The 18,435-nt window shown below is 71.9% G+C and carries 17 protein-coding genes; all 17 read right to left on the bottom strand.

Going from position 1 to position 18,435, the window contains the following annotated elements:
• Positions 1 to 113 precede the first annotated feature (113 nt).
• The 17 genes from F4553_RS32865 to F4553_RS32785 all read right to left on the bottom strand — a co-directional run bounded on the left by F4553_RS32865 (position 114) and on the right by F4553_RS32785 (position 18,390).
• A complete protein-coding gene (locus F4553_RS32865; RefSeq protein WP_184847213.1) occupies positions 114 to 1,046 on the bottom strand; it encodes a site-specific tyrosine recombinase XerD in 933 nt (310 codons plus the stop codon).
• Positions 1,043 to 2,158, bottom strand: coding sequence for an alanine dehydrogenase (gene ald, locus F4553_RS32860; protein WP_184844071.1), 1,116 nt, complete (start codon positions 2,156 to 2,158; stop codon positions 1,043 to 1,045). The genes F4553_RS32865 and ald overlap by 4 nt, the downstream gene beginning before the upstream one ends.
• A gap of 167 nt (positions 2,159 to 2,325) precedes the next feature.
• On the bottom strand, positions 2,326 to 2,835 hold the full coding sequence (locus tag F4553_RS32855) for an NUDIX domain-containing protein (protein ID WP_184847211.1): 510 nt from the start codon (positions 2,833 to 2,835) through the stop codon (positions 2,326 to 2,328).
• Between the two features lie 75 nt (positions 2,836 to 2,910).
• Positions 2,911 to 4,572 carry a CTP synthase gene (gene pyrG / locus F4553_RS32850; RefSeq protein WP_184844068.1) on the bottom strand — a complete coding sequence of 554 codons (1,662 nt, stop codon included), beginning with the start codon at positions 4,570 to 4,572 and terminating at the stop codon, positions 2,911 to 2,913.
• A 34-nt stretch (positions 4,573 to 4,606) separates the two neighbouring features.
• On the bottom strand, positions 4,607 to 6,901 hold the full coding sequence (locus tag F4553_RS32845) for a hypothetical protein (protein WP_184844065.1): 2,295 nt from the start codon (positions 6,899 to 6,901) through the stop codon (positions 4,607 to 4,609).
• Positions 6,902 to 6,927: 26 nt separating this feature from the next.
• Positions 6,928 to 8,133: a glycosyltransferase family 4 protein gene (locus F4553_RS32840; protein WP_184844061.1), complete on the bottom strand. Its 1,206-nt coding sequence runs from the start codon at positions 8,131 to 8,133 to the stop codon at positions 6,928 to 6,930.
• On the bottom strand, positions 8,130 to 9,767 hold the full coding sequence (murJ, locus tag F4553_RS32835; RefSeq protein WP_184844058.1) for a murein biosynthesis integral membrane protein MurJ: 1,638 nt from the start codon (positions 9,765 to 9,767) through the stop codon (positions 8,130 to 8,132). The genes F4553_RS32840 and murJ overlap by 4 nt, the downstream gene beginning before the upstream one ends.
• Positions 9,768 to 9,778: 11 nt before the next feature.
• On the bottom strand, positions 9,779 to 10,612 hold the full coding sequence (locus F4553_RS32830; protein ID WP_184844055.1) for a hypothetical protein: 834 nt from the start codon (positions 10,610 to 10,612) through the stop codon (positions 9,779 to 9,781).
• Positions 10,609 to 11,538: a copper transporter gene (locus F4553_RS32825; protein ID WP_184844052.1), complete on the bottom strand. Its 930-nt coding sequence runs from the start codon at positions 11,536 to 11,538 to the stop codon at positions 10,609 to 10,611. Before F4553_RS32825 ends, F4553_RS32830 begins: the two co-directional genes overlap by 4 nt.
• A gap of 32 nt (positions 11,539 to 11,570) precedes the next feature.
• The gene (gene steA / locus F4553_RS32820) at positions 11,571 to 12,749 is read right to left on the bottom strand and encodes a putative cytokinetic ring protein SteA (protein WP_184844049.1); all 1,179 of its coding nucleotides are present in this window, start codon (positions 12,747 to 12,749) and stop codon (positions 11,571 to 11,573) included.
• Between the two features lie 239 nt (positions 12,750 to 12,988).
• A complete protein-coding gene (gene recN / locus F4553_RS32815) occupies positions 12,989 to 14,740 on the bottom strand; it encodes a DNA repair protein RecN (protein ID WP_184847209.1) in 1,752 nt (583 codons plus the stop codon).
• Between the two features lie 70 nt (positions 14,741 to 14,810).
• The gene (locus F4553_RS32810; RefSeq protein WP_184844046.1) at positions 14,811 to 15,386 is read right to left on the bottom strand and encodes a Fic/DOC family protein; all 576 of its coding nucleotides are present in this window, start codon (positions 15,384 to 15,386) and stop codon (positions 14,811 to 14,813) included.
• Entirely contained in the window at positions 15,383 to 15,718 is a 336-nt protein-coding gene (locus F4553_RS32805) for an antitoxin VbhA family protein (RefSeq protein WP_184844043.1), read from the bottom strand. Before F4553_RS32805 ends, F4553_RS32810 begins: the two co-directional genes overlap by 4 nt.
• 46 nt (positions 15,719 to 15,764) lie before the next feature.
• Positions 15,765 to 16,640 (bottom strand): NAD kinase, encoded by an 876-nt coding sequence (locus F4553_RS32800; protein WP_184844040.1) that lies wholly within the window; start codon positions 16,638 to 16,640, stop codon positions 15,765 to 15,767.
• Positions 16,641 to 16,652: 12 nt separating this feature from the next.
• Complete coding sequence (locus tag F4553_RS32795) at positions 16,653 to 17,501, bottom strand: TlyA family RNA methyltransferase (RefSeq protein WP_184844038.1); 849 nt, start codon at positions 17,499 to 17,501, stop codon at positions 16,653 to 16,655.
• A 14-nt stretch (positions 17,502 to 17,515) separates the two neighbouring features.
• Complete coding sequence (locus F4553_RS32790; RefSeq protein ID WP_184844035.1) at positions 17,516 to 17,707, bottom strand: hypothetical protein; 192 nt, start codon at positions 17,705 to 17,707, stop codon at positions 17,516 to 17,518.
• A complete protein-coding gene (locus F4553_RS32785; RefSeq protein ID WP_184844033.1) occupies positions 17,704 to 18,390 on the bottom strand; it encodes a hypothetical protein in 687 nt (228 codons plus the stop codon). The genes F4553_RS32790 and F4553_RS32785 overlap by 4 nt, the downstream gene beginning before the upstream one ends.
• Positions 18,391 to 18,435: the final 45 nt, after the last annotated feature.

Below are 18,435 nucleotides of genomic sequence, written 5' to 3'. Positions count from 1 at the left end.
CCCCGACGGCTCTGGGATCAGTCTAGAGTCCTGCGCCCTTCTCCACACCTGCCGTCGCCCGACTGTACGCCACTTTCCCCCACTGTGGCCGGTCACACCACCTGGCGTGTCTTCTATCGCGCCCGGGGGTGGGACAGGGCGTAGACCTCTCTCAATCTGTCCACCGTGACCAGGGTGTAGATCTGCGTGGTCGTGACCGAGGCGTGGCCCAGCAGCTCCTGCACGACGCGGACATCGGCGCCGCCGTCGAGCAGGTGCGTGGCGAAGGAGTGGCGCAGCGTGTGCGGGGAGATCGCCTCGCCGTCGAGGCCCGCCCGCTCGGCGGTCTGCCGCAGGATGAGCCAGGCACTCTGCCTGGTCAGACCACCGCCGCGGGCGTTGAGGAAGACGGCCGGCGATGGTCGCCGGCCGGCCCGGGCGAGGACCGGGCGGCCGTCGGCGAGGTAGGTACCCAGGGCGGCGAGGGCATAGCCGCCGATCGGCACGAGCCGGGATTTGCCGCCCTTGCCATGCAGCAGGACGGTCTCGGCGTCGATGTCGACATCGTCGACCGCGCAGCCGACCGCCTCGGAGATGCGCGCGCCGGTGCCGTAGAGGAATTCCAGCAGCGCCGTGTCGCGCAGGCGGCGCGGCCCGGGTTCGGGGTCGGCGGCGCCGAGCAGCCGCTCCACATCGGTGAGATCGAGCGCCTTGGGCAGTCGGCGGGCCGGCGTCGGCGGGCGCAGGTCGGCGGCCGGGTCGATCGCGGTGTGCCCCTCGTCGAGGGCGAAGCGGTGCAGGCCCCGGACGGCGGAGACGGCCCGCGCCGCCGACGAGGCGCGCAGGGCGGGGCGATCGGTGTCCCCGGCACGCAATCGGGCCAGGTGGTCGGCGACATCGGTCGCGGCCACCTCGCGCAGCGAGGTCACTCCGGCGAGGGCGAGCGCCTCGGCGTACCGGTGAAGATCCTGGCGGTACGCGGACAGCGTGTTGCCCGCGAGCCCGCGCTCGACGGCGAGGTGATCGAGGTACGCCCCGATCACCTCGCCGATCGACGACGTGCTCAGGCCAGGACCTCCTCCAGCGGGCGGACCGGCCGGCCATGGGCCTCCGCGACCGGGGCGTAGACGATCTCGCCCGCGTGCGTGTTGAGGCCGAGCGCCAGGGCCGGGTCCCGCCGCAGCGCGTCGCGCCAGCCGTGGTTGGCGAGCTCGACGGCGTAGGGCAGCGTGACGTTGGTCAGCGCGTAGGTGCTGGTGAACGGCACCGCGCCGGGCATGTTCGCGACGCAGTAGAAGATCGACCCGTGGACCTTGTAGACGGGATCCGCGTGCGTGGTGGCCCGCGAGTCCTCGAAGCAGCCGCCCTGGTCGATCGAGATGTCGACGAGCACACTGCCGGGCTTCATCCGGGAGACGAGCTCGTTGGAGACGAGCGTCGGCGCCTTGGCACCGGGCACGAGGACCGCGCCCACGACGAGGTCGGCCTCGAGGACGGCGCGCTCCAGCTCGTAGGCGTTGGACATCACCGTGCGGACCTGGCCGTGGAACTGCTGGTCGGCCTTGCGCAGCGCGTTGACGCTGCGGTCGAGGATCGTCACCTCGTAGCCGAGGCCCTGCGCGATGACGGCGGCGTTCATGCCGGAGACACCGGCACCGATGACGACCGCCTTCGCGGGCCGCACGCCGGGGACGCCGCCGGGGAGGATGCCCCGGCCGCCCTGGGCGCGCAGCAGGTAGTGCGAGCCGACCTGCGGGGCGAGCCGTCCGGCGACCTCGCTCATCGGGGCGAGCAGCGGCAGCTGGCCGCCGGGCACCTCGACGGTCTCGTAGGCGATGCCGGTGACCTTGCGGTCGACGAGCGCGTCGGTGCATGGCTTGGAGGCGGCGAGGTGGAGGTAGGTGAAGAGCACCTGGCCCTCGCGCATGCGGTGGTACTCCTCCGCGATCGGCTCCTTGACCTTGAGGATCATGTCGGCGGAGGCCCAGACCTCGTCGGCGGTGCCGAGGATCTTCGCGCCGGCGACGGCGTACTCCTCGTCGCTGATCGAGGAGCCGCGGCCGGCTCCGGCCTCGATAACGACATCGTGCCCGTTGCGCACCAGCTCGTGCACTCCGGCGGGCGTGATCGCGACCCGGTACTCGTGGTTCTTGACCTCGCGGGGGATTCCGACCAACACGTCCGACACCTTCCTCGACTCCGCGGGAGGGAGTTGTGGCACCGTTGCCACTCTCACATTTCCCCCGCGGCGCCGAGTCTAAAACCGCTGAGCAGCGCGAAAGCCCGACACTTCGTCAGACGCCAGCCATGTCTATTGACAGTTTGTAAGCCGCGAGGACCGCTCGCTCACTCTTCGAGCCGCACGAGGTTGGCAGCCGCGAGGATCCCGGCCACCGCCGCCCCGTTGGTGATCTCGCCACGAAAGATCATCTGGACGGCCTGCGCCAGCGGGACCCGGCGCACCTCGATGTCGATCTCCTCGCCGTGCCGCTCGTGCTGCTCCTCGACCGGCACCTCGGTGAGGCTGCGGGCGAGGAAGAGCCGGATCCGCTCGTTGGAGCAGCCCGGCGTCGGGTGGATGTCGATCAGGTGGATCACCGACTCGGCGATCAGGTCCGCCTCCTCGGTCAGCTCGCGCAGGGCCGCCTCGGCGAGCCCCTCCCCCGCGACGTCGATCAGCCCGGCGGGCAGCTCCCAGAGGAACTGGCGGACCGGGTGGCGGTACTGGCGTACCAACACCACCCGGTCCTCGTCATCGAGCGCCACCACCCCGACCGCACCGACGTGCACCATGTAATCGCGCGCCAGGACGGCGCCGTCGGACATCTCCACCTCGTCGGTGACGATGTGGAACATGTTGTTGCGGAACTGCTCCTTAGTGGAGCGAACAGGGTAGGTGTGCGTCACCTGGCCATCCTAGAGCGACGGAGTCTAAGCCGGTTCCGCCACAGCGGGAGTGGAGTACGCGATCGCCGCCTTCACGAAACCGGAGAAGAGCGGGTGCGGCCTGGTCGGCCGGCTCTTCAGCTCCGGGTGCGCCTGGGTGGCGACGAAGTAGGGGTGCAGCTCCCGGTCGAGCTCGACGAACTCGACGAGACGCCCGTCCGGCGACGTGCCGGAGATCTGCAGCCCGGCGGCGGTCAGCGCGTCCCGGTAGGAGTTGTTGACCTCGTAGCGGTGCCGGTGCCGCTCGGAGACGGTCGTCGTGCCGTAGGCCTCGGCGACGAGCGAGCCGGGCACGAGCTTCGCCGGGTAGGCACCGAGCCGCATGGTCCCGCCGAGGTCGCCCTTGCCCGCGACGATCTCCTCCTGGTCGGCCATGGTGGAGATGATCGGATCGGTGACCTGGTCGGCGAACTCCGAGGAGTTGGCGCCCTCGATCCCGGCGAGGCTGCGGGCCACCTCGATCGTCATGCACTGCAGGCCCAGGCAGAGTCCCAGCAGCGGGATCCGGTTCTCCCGGGCGTAGCGGATCGCGCCGATCTTGCCCTCGATGCCCCGGACGCCGAAGCCGCCGGGGATGACGACGCCGTCGACCTGGCCGAGCGCCTTCTCCGCGCCCTCCGGCGTCCCGCAGTCGTCACTGGGCACCCAGGTCAGCTTCACCCGGGCGCGGTGGCCGAAGCCGGCCGCCCGGATCGCCTCGGTGACCGAGAGATAGGCGTCGGGCAGGTCGATGTACTTGCCGACCAGCGCGACCGAGATCTCGTGGTCGGGGTTGTGCACCCGGTCCAGCAGGTCGTCCCAGGAGGTCCAGTCCACGTCCCGGAAGGAGAGCCCGAGGCGGCGCACGACATAGGCGTCGAGCCCCTCGCGGTGCAGCACCTTGGGGATGTCGTAGATGCTCGGCGCGTCGGGCGTCGAGATGACCGCCTCGTCGTCGACGTCGCAGTAGAGCCCGACCTTGCGCTTCATCGCCGGCGGGATGTCGCGGTCCGACCGCAGCACCAGCGCGTCGGGCTGGATGCCGATGTTGCGCAGCGACGCGACCGAGTGCTGGGTGGGCTTGGTCTTGAGCTCGCCGGAGGCGGCGAGATAGGGCACGAGCGAGACGTGCAGGTAGAAGACCCGGTCCCGGCCCACGTCGTGGCGGATCTGCCGGATCGCCTCCAGGAAGGGCAGCGACTCGATGTCGCCGACGGTGCCGCCGACCTCGGTGATCACCACATCGGGGCGCAGGCCGTGCTCGTCGGGCTCGGCCATCGCCCGGATCCGGGCCTTGATCTCGTTGGTGATGTGCGGGATGACCTGCACCGTGTCGCCGAGATATTCTCCCCGGCGCTCCTTGGCGATGACCGCCGAGTAGATCTGGCCGGTGGTGACGTTGGCCTTGCCGGACAGGTCGCGGTCGAGGAACCGCTCGTAGTGTCCGACATCGAGGTCCGTCTCGGCGCCGTCCTCGGTGACGAAGACCTCGCCATGCTGGAACGGATTCATCGTGCCGGGGTCGACGTTGAGGTAGGGGTCAAGCTTCTGCATCACGACGCGTAAGCCGCGTGCGGTCAGAAGATTCCCGAGACTGGAGGCGGTTAGGCCCTTGCCGAGGGAGGAGGCAACTCCTCCGGTGACGAAGATATGTCTGGCGCGATCCACGGGATTTGACCCTAACACGTTGTGGTTTTGCTGATCACGAAACGTCCCGGATCTGCCTGGGGTGTTGCATGTCACTGTCGGACGCGGCCTCGTCGCCGCTCACGGTCACGCCGGCGAGCACCGGCGCGTCGGTCGTCTCCGGAGCCCCGGGGGTACGGTCCTCGGCGTGCTCGCGGACCCGCAGCGCCCCGAGTGCCAGCAGCGGTACGCAGGTGGCGGCAGCCGAGCCCGCGACGATGAGCGCGGCACCCCCGAGCAGCCCGGCGATGACGGTCGCCACGGCGATCCCGGCGACCGAGGCCCGGACCGCCGGGTAGACGCCGAAGAGCCGCTTCAGCCCGCCCCACGGCCGCAGCAGCGCCGACCAGACGAAGACCGCCGCGCCGATGGCGAGCAGCGTGAGCGGGCTCGTCGCGAAGGCCACCACGTTGGAGACGCCGAGCCGGTTGACGGTGAGGCCGCCGGTGCCGTCGGAGATCTGGGTGAGGAACCGGCCGAGGCTGCCCCGGTCGGCCTCGGCACGCCGCAGGTCGAGCAGCGCGAAGAGGCCGGTCACGGCGAGGCCCGTCACGACGCCCCAGGCGAGCCGGGAGAAGGTGAGCCACCCGCCGGTGCAGATGGCGGCGGTGATGCAGACACCGGCCGTCAGGGCGACCGCGCCGCCCGCATCCGCGCCGAGGTAGGGCGAGCCGACGGCGACCACGCCGAGACCGCCGATCGCGGCGACGAGCGGCAGCCGCCAGCGGCGCGCGACGATCTGGGCCAGGCACCCGGCGGCGAGCAGCACCCCGGCGATGAAGACGCCGAGGCCCACGGTGCCGAGACCGGAGTAGCGGCCGCCCTCCAGCGCCGAGTAACCCGCCACGCCGTTGAGCTGGAGTGTCGCGCCGGTGAGCAGGTCGACACCGACGACGAGCGCGGCGAGGGCGCCGATGAGGCCGGCCGGGCCGAGCGTACGCCGGTAGATCGGCACCCGGCAGACGATGAAGGTCGCCAGGGCCGTGCCCGCGCCGACCATCAGGGCGAAGACCCAGCCGGGCTGCCCGGTGCGCCACCACGGGATCGCGTCGCTGGCGAGCGCGACCGGAATCGCCAGCGCCGCCGCGACCAGCGCCACCTCGCCCCACCGCCACCAGCTGTGCGGCACGGCCGGCCGGGGCATCCCGGCGTGCACGTAGGCCCGCCGCATCAGGAACCCGACCACGGCGAAGATCAGAAGTTGCAGGCCGGCGAGGATGCCGAAGAACCACGCGCCGACCGAGCGCTGCGCTCGCGCCTCCCGGTCCGCGTCGGTCGGGACCTCGACTCCGACCGCCAGGTCATCGGGGCGCCCGGCGGCCGCGACGATCGACGAGCCCCGCAGCAGCTTCGCGGGCGCGGTCTTGCGCAGCACGTCGAGTACGGTCGGGGCCACGTCGATGAGCTGCACATAGCCGTCGCGGCCGGTCTCCGACGAGGTGAGCCACCCGCCATCCCAGCCGGGTCCGTCGATCACCGCCACGTGCAGCCGCCGGTCGACGCTGGTGTCGGCGAGCCCGGCGACCACGATCGCCGACTTGGCGGGGCGAGCGGCGAGCAGCGCGGCGAGGTTGGCGTCGACCGCCTTGACCTGCGCCGCACGGGCGGCGGCGACCTGCTCGGGGGTGACCGCCGGATGGGCCGGATCGGGCTCGGCGTCGACGGTGCCGAGGTCGACGATGCTGAGTACGCAGGAGGAGAGCAGCTCGGCGCCCTCGGCGGAGTCGGCGGGCAGCCGCGGCACGTAGCGGTCGACCCGCCCGAAGGTGGGCACGCCCTCGACGGTGAGCTTCGTCTGCCGGGCCGCCGCGATCGCGCCGCCCGGGCCGACGGCGACGGTGCAGCGCACCGACTCCGAGAGCGCGCCGGGGACGGCGCCCCACCGGTCCCGGCGGGCCTGGTCGACGATGAGCCGCTGGTCGGGCAGGACCGCGCCGATCTTGTCGGGACGGGTGATGGTCACATCCATCGGCGGGCAGCGCTCGACGACCGTCTCCGAGCTGCGCGCGGCGTAGTTGCCCGCGCCGAGCGTCAGCCAGCCGTCGGCCGGGCAGGTCGTGTCGCGGGCGGAGCGCACCGACATCGAGCCGATCGAGCCGTGCTCGGCGAGGCGCCACAGCGTCGGCGTCGCCTCGGGGCTGACATCCTCCCAGCGCAGGCCCGGTGCGCCCGCGATGATGACGTAATCCGCCCGGTTGTCGGCGACGGCGATGTGCTCCTGCGCCCCGCTGGCGGGACGGATGGTGGCGCCGACCGTGCCGACGAGTCCGATGACGATGGCCGTGACGAGGGGCGCGGCGCGGCTGCTCACCCATCGGGAGGGTGATATCAGTCGGATCACGCGGTCTCCGGCTCGGACGACGACCCGGAGGCGACCGGCGCACGGTCGGCGAGCTCCCGGTAGAGGGCGAGGGTCTGCGTCACCATCTCGGCGGCGGCGGGCCAGGTCGCGGCACGGCGCTTGCCCCGCGCGGCGAGGTCGGCGCGCAGGGCGGGATCGGCGATGAGCTTGCGGACCGCCTCGTCGAGGGCGACCGGGTCGGCGGGCGGGATGAGGATCGCGGCGCCGTCGGCGTCGGCCATCGCGTCGCCGACGAGCTCCGGCAGGCCACCCACCCGGGTCGCGACCAGCGGCAGGCCACCGGCGAGGGCCTCCTGCGCGAAGAGCTGCCGGGCCTCCCAATCGCTGGTGACGACGGCGAGGTCGGCGGCGGCGATGAGATCGGGCACGTCCTCGCGGTGGCCGAGCAGTTGGACGGGGGCGCGCTCGGCGGAGATCTGCGCGGCGAGGTCGAGGTAGGCGGGGCCGCTGCCGGCGATCGCGACGACCGGCTGCGGTGTCAAGCCGCGCCACTTCGCGGCGGTGGCGACGAGCACGTCGTACCGCTTCTGCGCGTGCAGGCGGCCGACCGAGAGGATCAGCGGCGCGTCGGCTGCGACACCGAGCCCGGCCCGGATCGCACCGCGCGAGCGCCGCGACTGGTGCCGCAGGGGTGCCGCGACCTCGGCGAGGCGGGCGTCGCGGGCACCGGCGGCGACCGCCCGGTCGACCAGGTCGGCCGAGGCGCCGAGGGTGACCGTGGCGGCCCGGGCGACGACGCGCTCGAGCAGCGCGTGCACGCCGCCCCGCACGCCACCGCGCAGCGGCGCGTTGTGCCAGGTGACCACGAGCGGACAGGCGGGGCGGGCCGCGGCGGCGGTGAATCCGGCCCGCAGTCCGTGCGCGTGCACGATGTCGGGACGGGAGCGTTCCAGGGTGCGGCGCAGGACGCGGACCGCGCGCAGGTCGCCCGGGGTCGGGCTCGCCGGGATCTCCACGGCGTAGAAGGTGGCGCCTCGTGCGGTGAAGCCGAAGCGGGTCTCGGTGGTCGCCGGACCGCAGACGGTGACCGCGCAGCCCGCGGCGACCAGCCCGTCCGCGAGCGCGGCCACGTGCTGACCGATCCCGCCGGTGCTGGACGCCAGGACCAGCGTCACCGCGCCGAGCTGCGACCCCGCACCGGAAGCCTCGCTGCGCTCCCCCCGGCTTACATGCCCGGTCATCGAGTCATCCCCCTCGCCTTGCGCCGCAACCGCGACCACACCCCCGACGCCATTGTCCGGGTGTCTCCACCGTCGATAAGAGCTGCCACCACGGTAAACACCACCGCGACGGCGAGCGCCGCCACCGCGCCGACGGCGATCAACGCGGGCCACGCCGACGGTAGCCCACCCGTCACGGTAGCCACCCACGCGCCCGGCCCGCCTCCACCGCCCGGCCCGTGACCCAGCGCCGTGACGACCAGGATCCCTGCCACCGCGCCCGCGAGCGCCGCGAGCTCACCGGCACCGGCGGCCCGCCAGAACCCGGGCAGCCCACCGACCTTGCCGAGCAGCACCCCGGCGAGGACGAGCATCCCCAGTGACGTGCCGAGGCCGATCGCGACGAGACGCTGCTCGGACGGGAGCACCGCCGCGAGGATGAGCATCGCCACCGCCGCCACGCCCCAGCCGATCAGCGTCGCCACCGCCGCGTCGCGCTGGCGGTGCCGGGCGTAGAGGGCACGGGTGAGCAGCGCCATCAGGCCGTAGCCGACGAGTCCGGGCGCGAAGGACGCGATCCCCGCCGCGAGCCGGGCGACGTTGCCGTCGCGGTCCTCCACGAGGAAGGCCGCCGCCGGGCCGGCGACGCCCACCAGCAGCGCCTGGCCGAGACAGCTCAGCAGGACCACGCTGCGGGCGGTGCGGGCCAGCGTCGACCGGTAGCCCGCCTCGTCGCCGCCGACCACGGCGAGCGCGAGCGTCGGGTAGGCGGCCGTCGCGAGCGGCACCGCCAGGATCGCCCACGGCAGCAGGTAGACCGTCTGCGCCACGTTGAACAGCAGCGCCGTCCCGGCGGGTCCGGCCAGGGCCAGTTTCAGGCCGACGATCAGGGACACCTGCTGCGCACCGACCGTCGCGGCACCGGCGAGCGCGAGACTGCGTACCGCCGAGGGGTTGTCGAAGGACCAGGTGGGCCGCAGCCGCACGCGCAGCGCGAGCACCGGCGGGATCAGGCAGCCGCTCAGGACGACGACGCCGAGCGTCGTGCCGTAGGCGAGGATCGCGATGCCGAGGTCCGACGCGCCGTCGAGGCCGCGCGCGCGGCCGTCGACGGCCGCGAAGAGCAGGTAGGCGCCGATCACGACCACGCTCGACAGCAGCGGCGCGAGGGCGGGCCAGGCGAATCGGCGGTACGCCTGGAGCACCCCCGTCAGCACCACCCCGACGCCGTAGAGCGGGACCTGCACCGCGAAGATCCGCAGCATCCGGGTAGCGGTGTCCAGCTCCTGCGCCGTGGCCCCCGCGTCGGCGACCGCCGCGACGATCAGCGGCGCCGCGACCGCCGCGACCACGGCGAGCGGGACGAGGATCGCCGCCATCCACGTCAGCAGGGCCGACGTGACCCGCCCCGCGGCCGCCCGGTCGTCGGCGGCGACGGCGCCCGCCAGCAGCGGCACCACCATCGCCGCGGCGGCACCGCCGACGACGATCTCGAAGACGATGTTCGGGATCGTGTTGGCGAGCACGTAGACGTCACCGAGATCGGTGTCGCCGACCGATCGGGCCAGCACGAACGTACGCAGAAAGCCGGCGAGGCGGCTCGCGATGGTGAGGACCGCGATGAGCGCCGCGGCCCGGCCGATCCTGCCTGACATCCCGGGGTGGCTCAGGCGGACCGGCGGCCCAGCGCGTCGAGCTCGCGCAGGCCCGGTGTCGCCTCGATGACCTTGGTGAAGCTGACCCGCTCGCTCGCCGCCGTGAGCGCGCCGAGACCGGCGAGTGCCACGAGCCGGCCGAGCAGGCCGGTGCGCGCCACGTAGGCGGTGCCGAGCAGCGCCCCCAGGGCGTTGGCGCCGCTGTCGCCGAGCATGATCTCCTCTCCGAGGTCGAACCGCACCAGCCCGGCTGCGGCGCCGAGCGGACCCGCCGCCATGCCGCCGTGCTCCCCCACGACCAGCGGGGTGCCGACGATGAGCCCGGCCTTGATCGCCCGGCCGGGGCGCAGATCGAGCAGGTTGGCGAGGTTGGCCGAGCCCGCGATGACGCCGGCGCCGACGAGCACGCTCGCCGCCGTCCGCAGGCCGCCACGCCCGCCCTTGGTGATCAGGGACGAAGCGAGCAGCCCCGCCGCGCCGATCCCGGCCACCTTGATCAGGCCGCTGGTCACCTTGCCCTCGCGCAGGGCGCCCAGGTGGCCCGCGAAGCCCTTGACCCGCTGGCCGGGGTCGTTGCCCACGATGTCGTCATAGAGGCCGACCGCGCCCGCGCTGAGGCCCACGCTGAGGGCGGCGACGGCACTGGACGTGTCGGGCGCACCGATGGCGCTGCTGACGGCGGCCGAGACCGCGTATGCCGGGCCACCGGCGAGGGTCACCGTGCGGCCCCGGAAGTTGGTGCGCTCCAGGTCCTTGGCGCGCGGGGACGCCTGCAGCCAGCGCAGCGCGCCGACCGCGAGACCGGCGCCCGCTCCGGCGACCACGACCTTCCGGAAAAGACTCATGAGGGGAGTTTAGGCATCAGCGAGGTAGCGCCCGCGCCGACACCGTACTGCCCGACCTTGCCCTGCGTGAGCTGCTCCCACGCGGTCAACGCCGTCACCACCTGACCCTGCGCCGTCGGCGCGTCATCCACAGTGGAGATCGTCTTGACGAGCCGCGGGTCGCCCCGGACCGCCGAGACCACATTGCCGTCGCCGCTGAGCGCGCCCGCGACCGTGACGAGACCGGCGTTGTCGAACTGCTCGACCGTGGTGACGACGGCGTCGTTCTTGCGCTTCGCCTCGCTGTCGACGTAGGGCGCACCCGACACCATGACCGCGGCCTCGGCCGGGCCGGTCAGCGTGCCCTCGACGCTCAGGTAACCGGCCTTGGTGAAGGCGGTGATGACCGAGCGGATGTCGGCGGCGGGCAGCGGCGGCGTGCGGTCCAGCAGCACCGCCGCGAGCAGCGCGCTCGCCGTCTCGACGCCGTCGCTGTTGCCCGGCAGCGTCGACGCGCTCAGGCTCGGCGGCAGCGCGTTGTCGGCGAGGTCCATCAGCTCGGCGTTGTTCTTCGGGTCGGTGAACTTGTCCTGCAGCGCCACCGTGGCGGTGATCTTCGCACCGGCGGTCGTGAGCTGCGCCGAGATGCCCTCGACGTAGTCGCGGCCGGACGAGAAGGACACGACCGCCAGGCGGTGCCCGGTCAGCTTGCCGCCGAGCACGTAGGGCGCCGACTCGATGACGTAGTCGCCCTTGCGGCCGGCCTCGTTCTCCAGATTGAGCACCTGCTCGCGGAGCTGGTTGTTGGTCTTACGCATCGACGAGATGCTCTCGTTGAGCGAGTCGGCCGCAGGACCGTTGAGCGCGGCAGTGCCGACCACCAGGCCAATGGCGAGGGCGAGGAAAACCGCCGTCAGTGAGACCACGTGGTACCGGAAATTGATCACGTTCAGGAATCCCGCTCTGCTATCAGCACCGACTAGAACAGCTTCTGCAACTGGAACATGACATTGTCCCACCACTCCGCGACCACAGCGAGGTAGGCCTTGCCGATGGTGGAGACCGCCACGGCGGCACCCATCGCCGCGATGGCGGAGAGCACCAGCAGCAGCAGCGACGAACCGGAGATCGTCTGCCGGTAGAGGCGGCTCACCCCCTTGGCATCGACGAGCTTGCCGCCGATCCGCAGCCGGGTGAGGAAGGTCGACGCCATGCCGCCGCGGCCCTTGTCGAGGAATTCGACCAGCGTCGCGTGCGTGCCGACCGCCACGATCAGGGACGCGCCCTTCTCGTCGGCGAGCAGCATCGCGATGTCCTCGCTCGTCGCCGCCGCCGGGAAGGTCGTCGCCGGCACCCCGAGCTCGTGCATCCGGGCCATGCCCGGCGCCCGCCCGTCGGGGTAGGCGTGCACGATCACCTCGGCACCGCAGCGCAGCACGTCGTCGGAGACCGAGTCCATGTCGCCGATGATCATGTCGGGCGTGTAACCCGCCTCGACCAGCGCGTCCGCACCGCCGTCCACACCGATCAGGACCGGTTTGAACTCGCGGATATAGGGGCGCAGCACGTCGAGGTCGGCCTTGTAGTCATAGCCCCGGACCACGATCAGGCAGTGCCGACCGGAGATCGCGGTGACGACATCCGGCACACCGACACCGTCGAGCAGCAGCTCCCGCTCCTGCTTGAGATATTCCATGGTGTTGGCGGCGAACGCCTCCAACTGCACGGAGAGACCCTCGCGGGCGTCGACCATCGCCTTGGCGACGGACTCGGTGTCCTGGCGGACGCCGTGCGCCACCGGCTCGTCGCCGAGGAAGACGGTGTTGCCCTCGATGCGGAGCTGATCGCCCTCGCGCACCTGCTGGAAGATCCCCTCGCCGAGGTCGTCGAGGAGGAGGATGCCCGCCTCGACCAGCACCTGCGGACCCAGGTTGGGATAGCGACCCGAGATCGAGGGTTTCGCGTTGAGGACCGCTGCCACCCCGACCGCGACAAGCGAGTCGGCCGCGACACGATCGATATCGACATGGTCGATCACGGCGAGATCGCCCGCACGCAACCGACCGGCTAGCCGCTTGGTCCGCCTGTCAAGGCGGGCGGTGCCCGTTAACGTGCCCGGTTCGGCGCTCCGGGTCCGGCGCAAGGTGGGAAGACGCATCGTGGCCATCCTGGCATGACCGGCGTAACCATGCCTACTCGACATGCTTACGGTGTTGTCACAACTGACTCACATGTCCCCGATTGGCATCCCTGTGCCACCTAGTCAGGCACGACGTGTGCCACATCACCCGCCAGACATCGCCCATCGTTCACCACCTGTCGGGGTCGGCCATCGACCCCGACCATGGCCGACCGTCGGCGCTGCCGCCCGCCCGCTCGGCCCGCCGGGTCGGGCCGTCAGGCTGAGCGCTCCCGTGCGGCCACCGAGAGCAGCTCCTCGGCGTGCGCGATGCCCAGGTCGGAGTCGGGCAGACCGGCGAGCATTCTGGCCAGCTCACGGGCACGCTGGCCCTCCTCGACGACCTGCACGCCGCTGGTGGTGAAGGCGCCGCTGGTGTCCTTGGAGACGACGAGGTGCCGGTCGGCGAAGGCAGCCACCTGGGGCAGGTGGGTGACGACGAGGACTTGGTGGCTGCGGGCCAGGCGGGCCAGGCGGCGACCGATCTCCACCGCCGCCGTGCCGCCGACGCCCGAGTCGACCTCGTCGAAGACGAGCGTGGGCGGGCCACCGGCACCGGCGAAGACGACCTCGATCGCGAGCATGACGCGCGAGAGCTCACCACCGGAGGCACCGCGCTGCAGCGGCAGCGACGGGGCGCCCGGGTGCGCCATCAGGCGCATCTCGATCTCGTCGGCACCATCGGGACCGACGCCGCACTCGTCGCCGTCGACGACGAGCGTCGGCTCGCCACCGGCACCCTTGCGGGGCGCCACGACCAGCTCGATCCGCGCGTGCGGCATCGCCAGCCCGGCCAGCTCGACCGTCACCTTGTCGGCGAAGGCAGCGGCCGCGGCGACGCGGGCGGCCCGGACCGCCGAAGCGAGGATCGCCACCTCGGTGGCGAGGCGCTGGCGCTCGCGGTCGAGCTCCTCCATCGCCTCGTCCGAGACGTCGAGCAGCGTCAGGCGCTCCTTGGCCCGCTCGGCCCAGGCGATGACACCGTCGACATCGTCGGCGTATTTCCGCGTCAGGGCGCGCAGCGCGGCCCGGCGCTCATAGATCTCCTGCAACCTGGCCGGGTCGGCGTCGAGGCTCGCCAGATAGGCCGAGAGCTCGACCGCCGTGTCACCGACGAGCGAGATCGCCTCCTCCAGCCGCAGCGCCAGCTCACCGAGCTTGGTGTCGACGGTGGATTGCGCCTCCAGCGTGCGGCGCGCGGTCGAGAGCATGCTGCCCGCGTCCTCCGCGTCGGCCTCGGCGCCGCCGCCGATGGCCCGGTGGGCGATGCTCGCGGCGGTCCGCAGGCCCTCGGAGTGCTCCAGGCGCTGTGCCTCGTTGCGCAGCTCCTCGTCCTCGCCGAGCTGCGGGTCGACCCGGGTGATCTCGTCGAGGCCGAGCTTGAGGAGATCGGCCTCCTGGTTGCGCTGGCGGGCGTTGCGGCGGCGGTCGGCGAGGTCGTCCTCAGCCTTGCGCCAGGCCGTGTGGACCTCGCGGAAGTGGGCGAGCAGCTTCTCATGGTCCGGACCGGCGAACCGGTCGAGCGAACCGCGCTGCTCGGCCGGGCGCAGCAGCCGGAGCTGGTCGGACTGGCCGTGGACGGCGACGACCTGCTCCCCCACCTCGGAGAGCAGCGACACCGGCACCGAACGGCCGCCGACGTGGGCGCGCGAACGGCCCTCGATCGTCACCGTGCGGCTCAGCAGGAGCGTGCCGTCGTCGTCGGGCTCGGCGCCCGCGTCGATCACCCGGGCCGCGACGGCCTTGGCGGTGTCGGCATTGAGGCGCAGGCGCCCCTCGACGGTGGCTCGGCCAGGGTCGGCACGCACCCGACCGGCGTCGGCTCGGCCACCGAACAGCAAGCCCAGCCCGGTCACCACCATCGTCTTTCCAGCACCGGTCTCACCGGTGATCACGTTCATCCCTCGGGTAAACGGGAGAGTCGTGTCCTCGATGACGCCTAGACCGGTGATGCGCAACTCCTCCAGCACAGGTGCAGACATTAGTCCGACCGTCTGACATTCGCGCGCCCGGGCTGTGCGGTTACCACATTCGGGGAGTTCAGAGCGGCCTGACCACCCTGGTCAAGAGGGCTTGCAACGGTTCTAGATCCCCGCCGTGAGCGGCCAGCGCCGCAGCGTGGTTGTCCTCAGGGTTCACGACGGTCCAGTCCAGGCGATAGTCCGCCTCGCGAGCGAGTTGGCGGAGAAACGCGCGCAGAGCACGTCCGTTGCCCTCCCGGAACGGATGAATCTCGTTGATCTCGGCGTGGTAATACGCCAGACGATCGACGAACGCCGCCACACCAAGCCCTCGCAGATGATCCTCCGCCCTGAGCTTGGAGAACTCCGAATCCGCGTAGCTCACGATGTGCTGCGGCAGGCAGAATCCGGTGTCCTTGAAGATCGGAATAGTACGGAGCTCGCCTGCCCACGGGAATATGTCGCCATAGATCTTTCGATGGAATCGCTGCAGGTGGGGAAGGTCGTAACCGCCGGCGATCGGCCGGGCAGCGATCTCGTCGAGCCTCGCGGCGGAGATGTCCGCTGCCGCCCTGCGCAACGGCCCGTCCTCGGTGATGCCGAGCTTGTTGATGAGGATTCCGGTAGTGCGATCGAGGTAGGGATCGTAGGTCATGCGAGGTTGGTGTCCGGGCGCGCGTGCAGCAGGACGGTCCGTCGAACCATCTCGTCGACGTCGATCTCACCGCGGATATAGCTGTCGCTGATGAGACGTGCCGAATGGCTTCGCGAAAGCCCTTCCAGCCGAAGGGACGCGTCTGTCTGATCGACCGCTTCGCGGCGGCTTCCCGCGAGCGCATCCCAGAGCGCCGCCGGAACCAGCACGGCTTCCCTGCGCCGGTGCGACCCGATCGCCACGGGACCGGCATTGCCCTGCCGGAAGCCCTCCAGGATGCCCGATAGTTGATCTAGGGCCTCACGCACGGTCAACGGCTCCCGGTCATCCACGACCTCGATGCTACTCGTGTACCCACAATTGTGGGTACACGAGTGATCAGCCCTGGCCGCGCCAGCCGACGACGGGGAGGGCGAACTTCGCCACGAGCCGGTCGGCGAAGGGTCGCGGACTCAGCCGCACCACCCGTACGGGCAGCTCACCCCGGCGCACCGTCACGCGGGACCCGGCGGGCAGGTCCCACGTCCGGCGCCCGTCACAGCAGAGCAGGGCGGCCGCCGCGACCGGTTCGACGGTGATCGCGATCACCGAGGTGGGCGCCGTCACGAGCGGCCTGCTGAAGAGCGCGTGCGCACTGTTGGGGACCACGATGATCGCCTCGACCTCGGGCCAGACCACGGGACCGCCGGCCGAGAACGCGTACGCCGTCGAGCCGGTCGGGGTGGCGCACAGGACGCCGTCGCAGCCGTACCGCGACAGCGGCCGACCGTCCACATCGACCGTCACCTCGAGCATCCGGGCGCGGCCCTTCTCGACGCTCACCTCGTTGAGCGCGAACGACCGGGCGAGCTCCCGCCCGCCGAGCTCGGCGACGACATCGAGGGTGAGCCGCTCGTCCACCGTGTAGGAACGCCGCACGACGTCGCGCATCGCCTTGTCCAGGTCGCCGATCTCGGCCTCGGCGAGGAAGCCGACCTTGCCGAGGTTGATGCCGAGCAGCGGCGCCCCGCAGGGCCGGGCGAGCTCGGCCGCGCGCAGCAGGGTGCCGTCGCCGCCGAGGGCGATGACGATCTCGACCCCGTCGGCGGCCTGCGGCCCGGTGATCGGCACGACGCCGGGCAGGTCGAGGTCGGCGGCCTCCTCGGCGACGACCCGCACCCGGAAACCGGCATCGATCAGGTCACCCGCGACCGTCCGCGCGATCTCCGTGATGTCCTTGCGCCCGGTGTGGGTCACGAGCAGCGCTTGCCTCATCAGCCCTCCGCCTCACGAGACCGGATCATCGGATGAACCCTCCGGGTCACCAGACGATACCGGCGCGGGTCCGGCCTCGACCACGGCACGCACGTGCTCGGGGTCGGCTTCGGGCGCGCCCCGGCGGAACCAGAGGAAGAACTCCACGTTGCCGGAGGGCCCGGGCAGGGGCGACGCGACCACGCCGGCCACACCGAGCCCCAGCGCGAGCCCGGCCGCCGCGACGGACAACACCGCGTCGGTACGCAGACCGGCGTCCCGCACCACGCCACCGGACCCGACCCGCTCCTTGCCGACCTCGAACTGCGGCTTGACCATCAGGGCGAGATCCCCGTCGGTGCAGGCGGCGAGGGCGGGCAGGACGAGACGCAGCGAGATGAAGGAGAGGTCGGCGACGGTCAGCTCGACGACACCGTCGATGATCTCGGGGGTCAGCGTGCGGACGTTGGTCCGCTCCAGGACCGCCACCCGGTCGTCGGTGCGCAGGGGCCAGGCGAGCTGCCCGTACCCCACGTCGACGGCGACGACCCGCGCGGCGCCGCGGCGCAGGAGCACGTCGGTGAAGCCGCCGGTGGACGCACCGGCGTCGAGGCAGCGCCGTCCCGCGACGGTGAGGCCGTCGCGGGCGAACGCGTCGAGTGCACCGGCGAGCTTGTGACCCCCGCGGGAGACGTACTCGTCACCGACGGGTTCGGTGACGCGCACGGCGTCCGCGGTGTCGACCATGGCCGCAGCCTTGCGGGCGGCCTGGCCCCTGACCTCGACCCGGCCCGCCTCGATCAGCGCGGCGGCCTGCTCGCGCGAGCGGGCGAGGCCACGGCGGACCAGTTCGGCGTCGAGACGCAACCGTCGTGGTGCCATGAGTCAGGCTGGTCTCAGGCTTCGTCGATGGTCGAGAGGGTCTCGCGCAGGGTGCGGTGCGCGGCGTCGTAGGCGGCGATCTGGTCCACCAGCGGCAGGCTGGCGGCATTTTCCAGGGATCGCAGCGCGGCGTCGACCGCGCGGTGCCCGGTGACGCCCGGTGCGAGCTGCGCCGGGGTGGGCACGGCCGGAGCGGGGTGGGTCATCGGGAACCGGCCGCCTTCTTGGCCGGGGCCTTCTTGGCGGGCGTGCTCTTCGCAGCGGCCTTCGTCGCAGCCGGTGCCGCCTTCGTCGGCGCGGCCTTGGCCGACTTCGCCGGAGTCGACGCGGTCGCCGCCTTGGCGGGCGCCTTCTTGGCCGCGGACTTCGCGGGGGTGGCCTTGGCCGCCGGGGCCTCAGCCTTCGCCGGGGCTTCCGCCTTCGGGGCATCAGCCTCAGGAGTCTCCGCCTTCGGAGCTTCCGCCTTCGGAGCCTCAGTCGCGGCCGGCTTCGCGGGGGCGACGACCTTCTTCGCCACGGTCTTCTTGGCGACCACCGGCTTCGCGACCGGAGCCGCAGCGGCTGGCTCGGCGGGCGCGGCCGCAGCGGGCGCCGCGGCGGCGAGCTTCGCCTCAAGCTCGGCGACGCGCTTGCGGAGCTCGACGACCTCCTCGGCCTTGACCAGGCCGACCTTGCCCATCGCCCGGTCGAGTTCGGACTCGACGAGCTTGGTGAGCGACTCGCGGTTGGCGAGACCGGCCGCGACCAGGCTCTCCGCCATGTTCTGCAGCTCACCGGCTTTCGCGTTGCCCTTGCCGACGAGCTCCTTGACCGCCTTCTCCGCCTTCTTCTTGGAGGTCTTGGTCAGGCCCATCGCCATCTCGAGGTACGACTGCCACGCGTCGGTCATCGTGATGCACCGCCTCTCTTAAAGATCTACTGCGGTACAAACTAC

Source organism: Allocatelliglobosispora scoriae (assembly GCF_014204945.1).
Lineage (GTDB): Bacteria > Actinomycetota > Actinomycetes > Mycobacteriales > Micromonosporaceae > Allocatelliglobosispora > Allocatelliglobosispora scoriae.
This window is presented reverse-complemented; position numbering and strand designations above follow the sequence as displayed.

What these genes read in the sequence shown, in the direction of transcription:
- F4553_RS32800 (WP_184844040.1), bottom strand. Translation starts at nt 16,640, where the DNA reads ATGAGGCAAGCGCTGCTCGTGACCCACACCGGGCGCAAGGACATCACG.
- murJ (WP_184844058.1), bottom strand. Translation starts at nt 9,767, where the DNA reads ATGTCAGGCAGGATCGGCCGGGCCGCGGCGCTCATCGCGGTCCTCACC.
- F4553_RS32810 (WP_184844046.1), bottom strand. Translation starts at nt 15,386, where the DNA reads ATGACCTACGATCCCTACCTCGATCGCACTACCGGAATCCTCATCAAC.
- F4553_RS32795 (WP_184844038.1), bottom strand. Translation starts at nt 17,501, where the DNA reads ATGGCACCACGACGGTTGCGTCTCGACGCCGAACTGGTCCGCCGTGGC.
- steA (WP_184844049.1), bottom strand. Translation starts at nt 12,749, where the DNA reads ATGCGTCTTCCCACCTTGCGCCGGACCCGGAGCGCCGAACCGGGCACG.
- F4553_RS32840 (WP_184844061.1), bottom strand. Translation starts at nt 8,133, where the DNA reads ATGACCGGGCATGTAAGCCGGGGGGAGCGCAGCGAGGCTTCCGGTGCG.
- F4553_RS32855 (WP_184847211.1), bottom strand. Translation starts at nt 2,835, where the DNA reads ATGTTCCACATCGTCACCGACGAGGTGGAGATGTCCGACGGCGCCGTC.
- F4553_RS32785 (WP_184844033.1), bottom strand. Translation starts at nt 18,390, where the DNA reads ATGACCGACGCGTGGCAGTCGTACCTCGAGATGGCGATGGGCCTGACC.
- F4553_RS32830 (WP_184844055.1), bottom strand. Translation starts at nt 10,612, where the DNA reads ATGAGTCTTTTCCGGAAGGTCGTGGTCGCCGGAGCGGGCGCCGGTCTC.
- F4553_RS32790 (WP_184844035.1), bottom strand. Translation starts at nt 17,707, where the DNA reads ATGACCCACCCCGCTCCGGCCGTGCCCACCCCGGCGCAGCTCGCACCG.